We start from the raw sequence: 13,694 nt of genomic DNA, 5'->3' as shown, positions 1-13,694 counted from the left end.
CAGCGCCGAAGCGGCGTCGCTTCGGCGTGCGCACTTCTTTGTCTTGCCGCGGGGTCTCCTTGCAAAACCGCGGAACAGCGTTGCGAAACTTGGCTATGGGCCGGCGCGAATGAAGTTCTCGCGCCTTCGCCTGCTCGGCTTCAAATCCTTCGTCGAACCCGGCGAGTTCGTCATCGAACGCGGCCTGACCGGCATAGTCGGGCCGAACGGCTGCGGCAAGTCGAACCTGGTCGAGGCGCTGCGCTGGGTTATGGGCGAAAGCTCCTACAAGAACATGCGTGCGTCCGGCATGGACGACGTCATCTTTTCCGGCTCGGGAACGCGTCCGGCCCGCAACACCGCCGAAGTCACGCTGTTCCTCGACAATAGCGACCGCACCGCGCCGTCCGCCTTCAACGACGCCGATGAGTTGCAGGTCTCGCGCCGCATCGAGCGCGAGGCCGGCTCGCTCTACCGCATCAACGGCAAGGAGGCTCGCGCCAAGGACGTTCAGCTGCTGTTCGCCGACCAGTCGACCGGCGCCCGCTCGCCCTCGATGGTCGGCCAAGGCCGCATAGGCGAGCTGATCCAGGCAAAGCCGCAGGCGCGCCGCGCGCTGCTGGAAGAGGCGGCCGGAATTTCCGGCCTGCATACGCGCCGCCACGAAGCCGAGCTGCGGCTGAAGGCGGCGGAACAGAACCTCGAAAGGCTGGACGACGTCGTCGGCGAGCTGGAAAGCCAGATTGAAAGCCTGAAACGCCAGGCCCGCCAGGCCTCGCGCTTCAAGAACCTGTCGGCCGACATCCGCAAGGCCGAAGCGACGCTGCTGCATCTGCGCTGGACGCTGGCCAAGACGCAGGAAGGGGAAGCGCGTTCGGCGCTGGCGATTGCCACCGCGCTGGTCGGCGACCGTGCCGCCGCCCAGATGGCTGCCGCCAGGGAACAAGGTATCAACGCCCACCGGCTGCCGGACTTGCGCGATGCGGAAGCCGCTGCCGCCGCCGCCTTCCAGCGTCTGTCGATCGCCAAGGCGCAGATCGAGGAAGAGGCGGGCCGCATCCGCGCCCGCCAGGCAGAGCTCGACCGCCGACTGCAACAGCTCGATGGCGACCTTGCCCGTGAGGAGCGCATGGTCCGCGATAATGCGGATATCCTCGAACGCCTCGCCGCCGAAGAAGCCGCGCTCAATGCCGAAAACGCCGGCGCCGCCGAGCGCGAGGCCAGCACCCGCGCGGCTTTCGAGCAGGCGGCATCGACGCTTGCCTCGAGCGAGGTCAGGCTCGCCGCGCTGACCGCCGAACGGGCGGAGGCTGCCGCCTCGCGCAACCAGATCGAACGGACGCTGCGCGACACCGCTGAGCGCCGCGACCGCTTTGCCCGCCAGCTTGCCGATGTCGACCGCGAACTGTCGGAGATCGTCTCCAGGGTCGCCGGCCTGCCCGATCCCGCCGAGAAGCGGCTACTGGTCGATCAGGCGCTGGCGCTGCTCGAAAAGGCCGAGGCAGCCGCCATTGCCGCCGAACAGGCGGTCGCCGAGGCGCGTGCAGACGAAAGTGCTGCCCGCCCACCGGTTCAGGACACAAAGGCCGAGCTGGCGCGGATCGAAACCGAGGCCCGCACGCTGGCCAAGATCCTCAACGCCGCCAGCGGCGATCTATTTCCCTCGGTGCTGGAGCAGATCAGCGTCGAGCGTGGCTACGAGACGGCGCTGGGTGCCGCGCTTGGCGAAGATCTCGACGTGCCGCTCGACCGCAGTGCGCCGGTGCATTGGGGCCAGAGCGAAATCCAGCCTGCCGACGCCGCATTGCCCGAAGGCATAAGGAGCCTCGCCAGCGTTGTGCGTGCGCCGGCACAGCTGGCCCGCAGGCTGGCCCAGATCGGCATTGTCGAAGCCGCCGACGGAAGACGGCTGCAGACGCTGCTTGCTCCCGGTCAACGGCTGGTCAGCCGCGAAGGCGCGCTCTGGCGTTGGGACGGCTTCACCGCCAGCGCCGATGCCCCGACCGCCGCCGCGCAGCGGCTGGCGCAGAAAAACCGGCTGGCCGAGCTCGATGCCGAAGTAGTCCATGCCACGCGCGCCCTGCGCGAAGCTGAACAAGCCCTTGCCCGGGCCGAACAGGCGCGTGCCCAGGCGAGCGAGGCCGAACGCAACGCCCGACAGGCCGGACGCGATGCCCAGCACGGGCTCGATGCTGCCCGCAATACGCTGGCCGAGGCCGAAAGAGCCGGCGGCGAGCTGTCGAGCCGGCGTGCAGCACTTGACGAGGCGCGCGCACGCATTGTCGACAGCCATGAGGAAACGGCGGCGGCATTCGTCGAGGCGGAAATGCTGCTGCAGGACGCGCCCGATCTCGGCGATCTGCAATTGCAGCTCGAGCAGTCGGCGGCCAACGTCGCCCGCGACCGCGCCGCCCTTGCCGATGCGCGTGCCGTTCACGAGGGCCTGAGGCGGGAAGCCGAGGCACGTGCGCGTCGGCTCGATGCCATCGGCGCGGAACGGTGCAACTGGGTGGAGCGAGCCGAAAACGCCTCGACACAGATCGCGGTGCTCGGCGAACGCAAGGCGGAGGCCGAGGCCGAGCGCGAGCAACTGGCCGACGCCCCCGACGAGATCGACGCCAAGCGGCGCGCCCTGCTGTCGCAACTCGCCGAGGCCGAAAGCCTGCGCAAGGCGGCGGGCGACCGCTTGCAGGAAGCGGAGAACCGCCAGTCCGAGCTGGACAAGGCTGCGACTGCTGCCATCCAGTCGCTGGCCGAGGCGCGCGAATCCCGCGTTCGCGCCGAAGAGCGGCTGACCGCCGCCGACGAGCGTCGGCTGGAAGTCGAGGCGCGCATCCAGGAAACGCTGAACACGCCGCCGCATCTGGTGATCCGCCACACCGGCCTCGAACCCGACAGCCCGATGCCCGAAATGGCCGAGATCGAGCGTCAGCTCGACCGGCTGAAGGTCGAACGCGAACGGCTCGGTGCCGTCAATCTGCGCGCCGAGGAGGAGCAGAAGGAACTGTCGGACCGGCTGGAGACCATCGTCTCCGAGCGCGACGACATCATCGAGGCGATCCGCAAGCTGCGGCAGGCGATCCATAGCCTGAACCGCGAAGGCCGCGAGCGGCTGCTCGCCGCCTTCGAGGTGGTCAACGGCCATTTTCAACGGCTGTTTTCGCATCTGTTCGGCGGCGGCACCGCCGAGCTGCAACTGATCGAGTCCGACGATCCGCTCGAAGCGGGGCTCGAGATCCTGGCGCGTCCGCCCGGCAAGAAGCCGCAGACGATGACGCTGCTGTCCGGCGGCGAGCAGGCGTTGACGGCGATGTCGCTGATCTTCGCCGTGTTCCTGACCAACCCGGCGCCGATCTGCGTGCTCGACGAAGTCGACGCGCCGCTCGATGACCACAATGTCGAGCGTTTCTGCAATCTGATGGACGAAATGGCCGCAACCACCGAAACGCGCTTCGTCATCATCACACACAACCCGATCACCATGGCGCGCATGGACCGGCTGTTTGGGGTGACCATGGCCGAGCAAGGCGTCAGCCAACTGGTGTCGGTTGACCTGCAGGCGGCCGAAGCCATGCGCGAGGCAAGCTGACGCATCAGCTTAATGGTGGTCTCCACCTCGGCTTTCGACTATAGCACGACAAAATGGGCCGGATCTGCCGCTCCAGATACCGGCCCGGCTATGCGCGTGGAGAAGCTTGTTGCCTATACTTGTCACCGGAGCCGCGGGGTTCATTGGCAGCCACGTTTGCCACCATCTGCTCGACCGGGGAGAAGCGGTCGTCGGCGTCGACAACATGAACGACTATTACGACCTGGCGCTCAAAAAGGGGCGGCTTGCCGGCCTTCTGCCCCATAAGGATTTTTCGTTCCACCAGATCGATATTGCCGAACAGGGCGCGCTTGCAGCCGCTTTGGCCGGGCAAGGCATCGTTAGGATCGTGCACCTTGCCGCGCAGGCGGGCGTGCGCCACTCACTCGACAATCCGCGGCTCTATATCCGCTCCAATGTCATGGGCCACCTCGAAGTGCTCGAATTCTGTCGCGCCGAACCGGCATTCGAGCATCTGGTCTATGCCTCGTCGAGCTCGGTGTATGGCGGCAACCGCAGCGTGCCGTTCAGCGAAGCCGATCAGGTCGACAAGCCCGTTTCGCTTTACGCCGCCACCAAGAAAACCGATGAGTTGATGAGCCACACCTACGCCCATCTGTTCGGCATACCGCAGACCGGCCTGCGGTTTTTCACGGTCTACGGTCCCTGGGGCCGTCCCGACATGGCCTATTGGATGTTCACCCAGGCGATGCTCAAGGGCAAGCCGATCCGGGTCTTCAACAATGGCGAAATGTGGCGCGATTTCACCTACATAGACGATGTTGTGAAGGCGGTTGTCGCCGTGCTCGACAAGCCGCCGGCGGCTGACGTTCCGCCGAACAGGCTCTACAATGTCGGCAACAACCGGCCGGTGCGTCTGGGCGACTTCATCGACATTCTGGAAAGGCTGCTCAAGGTCAAGGCAATCCGCCACAACGAGCCGATGCAGGCGAGCGACGTCGAGAAGACCTACGCCGACATGACCGCGCTGGAGCGGGATTTCGGCTTCAGGCCTAGCGTTTCGATAGAGGACGGGCTGAAGAAGTTTGTCGACTGGTACCGGCCGTACTCGAAGCAGTGATTTGCACCGCTCGCCGTGATGCCTTCAAGCTGACATCTGAAGTGGGGCGCAAGTCGGTCCGCAAAAAGCATCATTTTGTCCTAACATCCTGTTAACCACATGCTCGCTGAAACGTATCCGATTAACCTTTGAGGCGCTTATGACCGCTATGTTTCGTGGCTTGCTGTTCAGTATGAGCTGTGTGGATGTGCGGATTCGGGGGCTATTTCGGTTCAGTCCGGGATGCGGAAGCTTTGCTTGCGCGCATGACGTCTGCGATCGCCCATCGCGGGCCGGATGAACAAGGGAAATTCGTAGCGCCCGAGGCTGGACTTGGGCATGCGCGGCTGTCGGTGATTGGGATTGGTGATGGCCAGCAGCCGATGTCCGACGAAACCGGCGATTTGACGGTTGCGTTCAACGGCGAGATCTTCAACTACGTGGAATTGCGCGAAGGGCTGCTGGCCAAGGGCCGACGCTTCCGCACGTCGAGCGACACAGAGGTTCTCCTGCAGCTGTATGACGAGATGGGCGAAGACTGTCTGTCGCTCCTGAACGGTGATTTCGCCTTCGCGATTTGGGATAACCGGCGGCGGCGGATGGTGCTTGCAAGAGACCGCATGGGTGTTCGGCCGCTGTTCTACACCAGCAAGGACGGGGTGCTCTACTTTGCGTCGGAGATAAAGGCCCTGCTGACGGTACCCGGCGTCTCGGCCGAAATCGATCCAATTGCACTCGACCAGATCTTTACGCTGTGGGCGCCGATCGCTCCACGCACGGCTTTCCGCAACATCCACGAGCTGGAGCCGGCAAGCGTGATGATCGCGACACAGGGGCAAGTCACGGTCAAACCATATTGGCACCTAGACTACCCGTATCCGGATAGGCCATCGAAGATCACCAATGAGGACGACGCGGCCGAGGAACTGCAGGCCCTGTTGACCGACGCGGTGAGGCTTCGGATGCGCGCCGACGTGCCGGTCGGTTCTTACCTTTCGGGCGGGCTCGATTCATCCCTCGTTTCGGCACTCGCGGCCGGCATGACTCCTCTTAAGCTGCAGACATTTTCCGTGACGTTCGACAGCGGCGAGCATGACGAAAGCGCCTTCCAGACCGAAATGGCGTCAGCACTTGGCACACGCCATCGAACCATTGCGTGTCGTGCCGGCGATATCGCCGGTGCGTTTCCCGAAGTCATCCGCTTTACCGAGCGGCCGATCATCCGCACGGCCCCAGCCCCCCTCTATCAACTGTCCGGCCTCGTTCGCCAGGCCGGTTTGAAAGTAGTGCTGACAGGCGAAGGCGCCGACGAGGTCTTTGCCGGCTATGATGTCTTCAAGGAAGCGCGGGTTCGCCGTTTCTGCGCGCGACAGCCGGCATCGCGCATAAGGCCACAACTGTTCCGCAAGCTTTATCCCTATCTGCCGGGCCTGCAACAGCAGTCCGTGGAGTACCTGGCTGCGTTCTTCGGAACCGGCAGCGCTGCCCTGGACGATCCGCTGTTCTCGCATCGGCCGCGTTTCAAGACCACATCAGCGGCGAAGATGTTCTTTTCCGGTGACCTGCGCGCGACATTGAAGGGGTATGACGCAGCCGAGGACCTGGCCAGCCGGTTGCCTGAGGCGTTTTCCCGGTGGCATCCGCTGCATCAGGCGCAATATCTAGAAACCCGCTTCCTCCTGCCGGGCTACATCCTCTCCAGCCAGGGCGATCGCATGGCCATGGCGCACGGTATCGAAGGGCGGTTCCCCTTCCTTGACCATCGCTTGGTGGAGTTTGCGGCAAGACTTCCGCCGGAGATGAAGCTGAAGGGACTGGTGGAAAAACACATATTGCGCAAAGCTGCCAAGCACCTGCTTCCGACGGCCATCCGCGAGCGCACCAAACAGCCTTACCGGGCGCCGGAAGCCCGCTCCTTCGTGGGAGCCGGAGAATTGGACTACGTACGCGACTCGCTGAGCGAGGCGAGTATCGCCTCCGGAGGACTATTCAACGCCAAGGCGGTGGCGAACCTGCACGAGAAATGCCGCTTGCAGCCAGCGTCCGGATTCCGCGACAATGCGGCTTTCGTCGGCATTTTGTCGGCGCAACTGTGGCAGAAGATTTTCACCGGCGAAAAGGTCGGTGAAGCACGAGCGGCCTGAGAAATCGAGGGAATGAAAAATCATGGTAGCAATCAAGGACAAGGTCAAAACCTTTATCGTCGACAACTTCCTGTTCGGCGACACGTCCTACGAGCTTGCAGACACCGCATCACTGATCGAGAACGGCATCATCGACTCGACGGCCGTGTTGGAGCTAGTGGCATTCATAGAGGATGATTTTGGCATAGCGATGGTCGATGCCGACATCGTACCGGCCAATCTGGATTCGATTGACCGTATCTCAGCCTTCGTCAAGGCAAAAGCAGAAGCGCTGGCAGCATAGGCGCCATCGGTGAGGAGCGTCCGTGCGGATCGAACATTTTCTGACGGCGAAGGCCGCTGCCCATCCAGCCAAAACGGCATTGATCACCGAGCACAAAAGGCTGTGCTACAAAGAGCTGGACGATCTCTCGAGCCGCTTGGCCGCCGCCCTTTTTTTGAATGGCGTCAGGCGCGACGACCGGGTGCTGATCTTCATGGACAATTGCTGGGAGGCTGCGGTTTCGATTTTCGCAGTTCTTAAAGCAGGCGCGACTTTCAGTCCGATCAACGCATCCACCAAGGCCGAAAAGCTAGCCTACATCATCGCCGATTGCGATGCCGCCGCGATCCTCACGCAAGCAAGACTGATGCCCGTGGTCGCCGAGGCGTCCGGATCCTCCGGCGAGACGTCCTCCGGCAAGACCGGCATCTTCGTGGCTTCCACCGTTGCTGCCGATAGCCAATGCCCGGCAGGGGCCACATCCCTGGCGGAGTGCTTGACGGTCCAAGTCAGGGAGATTGACCATCGCGGCGTTGACGTCGATCTTGCGATGTTGATCTACACCTCGGGCTCGACCGGCCGGCCCAAGGGTGTGATGATGACGCACCGCAATTGCGACGCGGCGGCCGACTCCATCACCAACTACCTGCGCAACTCGCCCGACGACATCATCTTGAATGTTCTGCCCCTCGCTTTCGACTACGGCCTCTATCAATTGCTGATGGCCGTCAGGCTCGGCGCCACGCTCGTGCTCGAGAAGTCCTTCGCTTTTCCCCAGGCGGTCTTTGAACGCATCCGCCAGGAAGGCGTCACCGGGCTTCCGCTCGTGCCCACGATGGCAGCGATGATCCTGCAGTTGAGGGACCTGGCGCCGGGCTTCCTGCCCAGCCTTCGCTATATTTCCAACACGGCGGCTGCCTTGCCGCCGCCTCACATAGAACGCCTTCGGTTCCTTTTCCCCGGTGTCAGGCTCTATTCGATGTATGGCCTGACGGAATGCAAGCGCTGCACCTATCTGCCGCCCGAGGAGCTCGACCGCCGGCCGGGCTCGGTCGGAATAGCCATTCCGAACACCGAAGCCTTTGTCGTCGACGACGAGGGGCAACGGGTGCCGCCGGGCGTAGCGGGTGAGCTGGTCATTCGCGGGCCGCACGTCATGCAGGGTTATTGGCGAAACGAAGCTGCGACGGCACGAGCCCTGCGCCGGGGTCCGAACCCTTGGGAGAAGGTTCTCTACACCGGCGATCTTTTCAGGGCCGATGAGGAAGGCTTTCTTTATTTCGTCGGCCGCAAGGACGACATCATAAAGTCGCGGGGAGAGAAGGTGGCGCCCAAGGAAGTGGAAGCCGTGCTTCACGCTCATCCGGGCATCGCGGAAGCGGTGGTTGTCGGTGTGCCGGATCCCGTGCTCGGGCATGCGATCGGCGCAGTTATAGTACGGTCCGACCCGGCGCTTACCGAAAAGGATATCATACGTCACTGTGCACGCCACCTTGAGGACTTCATGGTCCCCAAGGTCGTCGAGTTCCGCCGCGAGCTGCCGAAGACCGATACCGGCAAGGTCAGCCGTCGGCTTGCGGCAGAAACCATGGAGGCCGCGCAATGAATGTTCGCCCGACCGAGGATGCGCGGACCTTTCTGGCGCAGGCTCTGGCAATCGACCTGATCACCGAAACGGACCGTATCGTAACGGCCTTGCGCCAGCAGTTGCGCGGGCTTCGCAAGCGGGGCCTTGTGCTCGGTCTTTCGGGCGGGATCGATTCGAGCGTGTCGGTCGCGTTGGCGGTACGAGCCGTTGGCCCCAAGAATGTGCTTTGCCTGTTCATGCCGGAAAGCGATTCCGATCCTGAAAGTCTGCGGCTCGGCCGCCTCGTCGCCGAAACTTTCGGTGTCGAGGCTGTGACGGAGGATATCGGGCCGATCCTGCGCGCAATGGGCTGCTACAGGCGTCGCGACGCCTTCATCCGCGAATTGGTCCCGGAATACGGCGAAGGCTGGGCTTCGAAGATCGTGATCGCGAACGCCCTTGAGGGCGGGGGCTACAATATCTCGTCCCTGGTGGTGCAAGACCCGGAGGGCAAGCAGACGAAACGGAGAATGCCGCTGCCTGTCTATCTCGGCGTCGTCGCCGCTACCAATATGAAGCAGCGCACCCGCAAGCAGATTGAATACTATCATGCGGATCGCCTGAACTTCGCCGTTCTTGGAACCCCGAACCGGCTGGAATACGATCAGGGTTTCTTCGTGAAGAACGGTGACGGCGCCGCGGACGTCAAGCCGATTGCCCACCTCTATAAAACACAGGTCTATGCGCTTGCGGCCCATCTCGGTATTCCGGAAGAAATCCGCAACCGGCCTCCGACCACCGATACCTACTCGCTGGCGCAGACCCAGGAGGAGTTCTACTTCTCGCTTCCCTATGACCGTATGGATCTTTGCCTTTACGGTCTCAACAACGGCGTGGCGGCTGAGGTGGTGGGGCAGGCGGCGGGGTTGGCCGCCTCACAAGTGGAACACGTCTGGGCCGATATCATCGCCAAACGCAAGGCGACGCGTTATCTGCACATGCGTCCGCAACTCGTCGAGGAAGTCGAAGAACTCGGTACCTGACCTGCTTCGAGACCGGCCACGTCCCAGGCCGCCGTCATGGCCGAGATGGGCGGGAAGTTGCCGTTCGTCTCATCTGCGAGAACGAGCACGTTGCGCCATATCCGGACCCATGCCAGTGATGCCGTGAATGTTAAGTCTCGGCTCCGATGCCGACGTTCCGCCCGAGTTCGAAGACTGACCGCGACCGTTCTGCGGCCTTCGCATCGACAGCGCCAATGAGCGGCGTCCCACATCCCACTCCTTGTGTCCATTGGGAGGGGTCGTTGTGGACCAAGCCCTACTACCCAGGCTTGTGACGAAGCCGATCCAGCGCGTCTCGAAGTGCATTGGCGGCATCGCCACGCTCGTCAGGGGACATCAGCTCCGGTTCAAGTTCCAACCTGAAGTGCGGCAGCTCGGTCCGAACAGCACGACGAGCGGCCGCCAAATTGGCCTTCAGATCGATGACGCGGTAGGTGGCGACGGGATAGGCGATCCCCTTGACCTGGACTTGCCCCAGTTCTTCACAGTCGATTGCGTCCTTCACTTGCGCAAACGTCTCGTAGGAAATGAGGATTGTCCCCGGCGGCGCCTCCTGCTCCAGGCGCGAGGCGAGATTCACGGCGCCGCCGATTATCGTGTAGTCCATCCGGTCCTCGCTGCCGAAGTTACCGACGGTGCAGTAGTCGGTATGGATGCCGATGCGACAGCGCAGCGGTGTTTCGATCCCCATGTCCCGCCAGACTTCGGCAAGCTCGCTAATCCGCTTTTGCATTGCAAGTGCCATCTGCGCGCAAGCCAGCGCGTCCTCCTTGACGCCGCGAGTCTCGGGATCGCCGAAAAACATCAGGATCGCGTCGCCGACATATTTGTCGATCGTAGCGCCGTGATCCGAAGCAATTTTCGACATTTCCGTCAGATAGTGATTGAGGAGTTGGGTGAGATCCTCGGATTCCATTTTGTCAGTGGTCTCGGTAAAGCCCGCGATATCGGAGAAGCATATTGTCAGTTTCTTCCGCTGGCTGGCGATCCTGACCTCCTGGCGGCCGGTGAATATCGAGCGATACACTTGGGGCGCCAGATACTTCGCCAGCTTGCTGGAAAGCGCCTCCAGAACCACGGATTTCTCAGCGAGGTTCTCCTCCCTTTGCTTCAGCTCAGTGATGTCCGAATAGACGGCGACCGTGCCGCCGGCGCTGATCCGCCGCTCGCTGATCATGACCCATCGCCCGTCGCCTCGCCGCTGCACCCAAGGTTCGCCAGGGTTGCGGTGCCGCGAGAGGCGCTCGGCGACCCACTCCTCGACCCGCCCCTCGGCGTCCCTGATGTAGCCGCGCTCAGCGGATCGGCGAATGATTTGCTCGAATGTCGTGCCGGGCGTCAGTTCGGTCTCAAGACCGGTGTAGAGCAATTCGCGGTAGCGGCTGTTGCTGAGGACGAGCCGGTCCTCCCCGTCGTACAGAGCGAATCCTTCGGAGATGCTTTCGATGGCATCGATGAGCCGCTGACGAGCTTCCGCAACGTCGCGCAGGTTCTTTTCCTCGACCTCGACGGCAGTATCCCGGAAAAGTCTCAGCGCTTCGGCCATGCGCCCGATTTCGTCGCTGCCCGCGGCTGGCAGCGGCGCACGAAGGTTGCCCCCCGCAATCGCGAGCATGCCCTGGCTCACGGCCCCCAGTCGGGCGAGGAGGCTGCGGTCGACATAGAGCCAGACAACCAGAACCGAACTCAGGAGGCTGAGGAAGGCGGAGCCGAGCACAACCGCGGTGCCGTAGCGCTGGACGAGCGCGGCTTCGCGACCGGACGCAGCGATCTCCTGGTCTGCCGTGGCGACCAGGCGATCGACGCCAGCGGTGAGATTGCGCGACAGTCGATTGTTCTCGGCCAGAAGCCTTTCGCCCTGTGCCAGGACAGCAAACTCGTCCTCCCGCGCCTTGGGGATGCTGTCCTCGCCGTCGGTCAAGCCCTTGAACTCATCGACACGCTGCCGAAAGCGGGTCCGCAGCTTTTCGTCGATCTCCGTGGAAACCTTTTCAAGAGCAGTGAGCGAACGGCGTAGCGGAAAAAGGATCAACGCCAGGTCGCCCGGCGTCGGCGCGTTCGCGACCTTCACCAGCGCGTCGTTGACTGCCGAGATCTCCAGCTGCGCCTTCTGCTGGGGGATGTAGGCCGCAATCGCCTGGACCAGGTCGGCCATCGCCGCTGCGCGTCGATCGGGCGACAGCGACGTGTCGGCCGCGACCGCCCGCCATTGCGGCAGCCTGGAATCCATCACTAGGATGCCGGTGGCGACAAGGCGCTGGCTTCCGGTTGTCGTCGCGGCGAGGCGGTTCAGGAGCTCCTCCTTGCGGGCGACCACGTCGAGCCGGGCGACAACAAGAGAGTCGAGCTCCTTCAGGTTGCGCCTCAGAACAATCGCGGCTTCCTCAATCTCGGCCAAAGGCACTGTGCCCAACGTGGCATCCCGGAGGTCCGTGCGCAGGGCCTCGAGGCGGGACATCTCGAGCGCGACGGCAGCCGAGACCTCGCTGTGCTGAGCCCTGCTTGTCGCTGCCAGCACCGATGGCGCGGCAGCAGCGACCCGTTCGGCCTGGCGCGACAGCTGGAGGGAGGCGAGCGCCGACGGCACTCGATCCGTGGTAATTCGGTCCACGACGTCGCCAACCTGGAGGAAGGCATAAAGCGCCGCAGCCGTTGCCAGCACCGCAAGGGCGCTGATCCCGAAAAAGGCGAGCAACAGCCGGCCACGTATGCCGAGGCGTTCAAGCATCTCGGCGAGTCGGAACAGTCCGGCCACACTGGTCTGCATCAGACTAGACATCTCAGCCGGCACGCCGGCGATCAGCGAACCCTATTCAACCGGCACGTACTCTCCGCCGCGCCAGACGTACCAAACCCAGCTCTGCTTCGTGAGGTCGCCCTTGTCGTCGAAATCGACCCGGCCGATCACGGTGTCGAATTCCTGTTCGTGCAGTGCCGCAATGACGGCCTTCGGCTCCAGCGAACCTGCCTTCGAGACCGCCTGGGCCCAAACCTGGACCGCGCAGTAGCTCAACAGCGTGTAGCCCGCGGGTTCGAAATTCTCCGCACGGAACTGCTCAACGATCGCGGCCGCTTCGGGGCTTCGCCTCGCGTCCGCCGGGAACGTGAAGAGGGTCCCCTCCGCCGCGGGGCCGGCGATCAGGGCAAATTCCTCGGTCGCCAAAGCATCTCCGGATATGAGCTGAACCGTGTAGCCACTGTCGTGTGCAGCGCGAGCAATCAGCGCAACCTCGGCATGATACCCACCCACATATAAGGCGGAGACGCCGGCGGTCCGCAACGTAGCGACCTCGGCCGAATAGTCGTCCTTCCCGGGAATGTATGCGTCGTAAACGGCCTCAGTCACGCCCCGCTTGTGCAGCTGCTTCCTGGTCTCGTCGGCGAGACCCTTCCCATAGGTCGAGTTGTCGTGGAGGATCGCAATCTTCTTGTTGCCCCAGCGATCGGCAAGGTAGTTGCCAGCGATGAAACCTTGCGCGTCGTCGCGGCCAATGGTGCGAAAGACATTGGCACGGCCCTGTTCGGTCAGCTGCGGATTGGTCGAGCCTGGGGATATCTCAACGACGCCCGCCTCCTCGTACACTTTTGATGCGGGGATCGAGGCCCCGGAGCAATAATGCCCGACGACGAGCACGACCCCGTCAGCCACCAGCTTCTTGGCGGCCGCCACAGCTTGCTCGGGATCGCAGAAGTCGTCGACCGAGATGAGCCTCACCTTCTGGCCGAGCACGCCGCCCGCCGTGTTGACGTCGGCCACTGCCATCTCCGCGCCGCGCTGTCCCTGCTCGCCGATCCAGGCGAGCCGTCCCGTCATCGCAGCCGAGACGCCGATCAGCACCTCCGCCCGTGCGGAGCTGAACACGGCCGCGAGAACCAAGATCAGTATGGCGATGATGCGGTGCATGTGTGCACCCCCTTAACTGTAGCTTACGCCAATCCCGTCAAAGCCGACAGCCCCTTCGGCAAGCGCGACTGTCTCGGGCTGCTATTGCAGCGCACACCCAATTTGGCGAAGCAAGCATACACTGG

The 13,694-nt window shown here is 63.2% G+C and carries 8 protein-coding genes; 6 read left to right on the top strand and 2 right to left on the bottom strand.

What is annotated here, in order from left to right:
- Window positions 1–109: 109 nt before the first annotated feature.
- From smc to nadE, 6 genes are all read left to right on the top strand, one after another.
- A complete protein-coding gene (gene smc / locus NKH59_RS04380) occupies window positions 110–3,568 on the top strand; it encodes a chromosome segregation protein SMC (protein WP_353021074.1) in 3,459 nt (1,152 codons plus the stop codon).
- Window positions 3,569–3,677: 109 nt separating this feature from the next.
- Window positions 3,678–4,649 (top strand): NAD-dependent epimerase/dehydratase family protein, encoded by a 972-nt coding sequence (locus NKH59_RS04375; protein ID WP_352470637.1) that lies wholly within the window; start codon window positions 3,678–3,680, stop codon window positions 4,647–4,649.
- A gap of 185 nt (window positions 4,650–4,834) precedes the next feature.
- Window positions 4,835–6,772, top strand: a complete 1,938-nt coding sequence (asnB, locus tag NKH59_RS04370) for an asparagine synthase (glutamine-hydrolyzing) (protein ID WP_352470636.1) — start codon at window positions 4,835–4,837, stop codon at window positions 6,770–6,772.
- Window positions 6,773–6,791: 19 nt separating this feature from the next.
- The gene (locus NKH59_RS04365; RefSeq protein WP_352470706.1) at window positions 6,792–7,055 is read left to right on the top strand and encodes an acyl carrier protein; all 264 of its coding nucleotides are present in this window, start codon (window positions 6,792–6,794) and stop codon (window positions 7,053–7,055) included.
- Between the two features lie 22 nt (window positions 7,056–7,077).
- Window positions 7,078–8,640 (top strand): class I adenylate-forming enzyme family protein, encoded by a 1,563-nt coding sequence (locus NKH59_RS04360; protein WP_352470635.1) that lies wholly within the window; start codon window positions 7,078–7,080, stop codon window positions 8,638–8,640.
- Window positions 8,637–9,644, top strand: coding sequence for an NAD(+) synthase (gene nadE / locus NKH59_RS04355; RefSeq protein WP_352470634.1), 1,008 nt, complete (start codon window positions 8,637–8,639; stop codon window positions 9,642–9,644). Before NKH59_RS04360 ends, nadE begins: the two co-directional genes overlap by 4 nt.
- Before the next feature lie 280 nt (window positions 9,645–9,924).
- On the opposite strand, the gene NKH59_RS04350 is transcribed toward nadE, so the two are convergent.
- Together NKH59_RS04350 and NKH59_RS04345 are read right to left on the bottom strand one after the other, a co-directional pair.
- Entirely contained in the window at window positions 9,925–12,393 is a 2,469-nt protein-coding gene (locus NKH59_RS04350) for an adenylate/guanylate cyclase domain-containing protein (protein ID WP_353021109.1), read from the bottom strand.
- A gap of 81 nt (window positions 12,394–12,474) precedes the next feature.
- Window positions 12,475–13,569: a branched-chain amino acid ABC transporter substrate-binding protein gene (locus NKH59_RS04345; RefSeq protein WP_353021072.1), complete on the bottom strand. Its 1,095-nt coding sequence runs from the start codon at window positions 13,567–13,569 to the stop codon at window positions 12,475–12,477.
- Window positions 13,570–13,694 lie beyond the last annotated feature (125 nt).

This window comes from Mesorhizobium sp. M0998, from assembly GCF_040318885.1.
Lineage (GTDB): Bacteria > Pseudomonadota > Alphaproteobacteria > Rhizobiales > Rhizobiaceae > Mesorhizobium.
This window is presented reverse-complemented; position numbering and strand designations above follow the sequence as displayed.

What these genes read in the sequence shown, in the direction of transcription:
- smc (WP_353021074.1), top strand. Translation starts at nt 110, where the DNA reads ATGAAGTTCTCGCGCCTTCGCCTGCTCGGCTTCAAATCCTTCGTCGAA.
- asnB (WP_352470636.1), top strand. Translation starts at nt 4,835, where the DNA reads ATGTGCGGATTCGGGGGCTATTTCGGTTCAGTCCGGGATGCGGAAGCT.
- nadE (WP_352470634.1), top strand. Translation starts at nt 8,637, where the DNA reads ATGAATGTTCGCCCGACCGAGGATGCGCGGACCTTTCTGGCGCAGGCT.
- NKH59_RS04350 (WP_353021109.1), bottom strand. Translation starts at nt 12,393, where the DNA reads ATGCTTGAACGCCTCGGCATACGTGGCCGGCTGTTGCTCGCCTTTTTC.
- NKH59_RS04345 (WP_353021072.1), bottom strand. Translation starts at nt 13,569, where the DNA reads ATGCACCGCATCATCGCCATACTGATCTTGGTTCTCGCGGCCGTGTTC.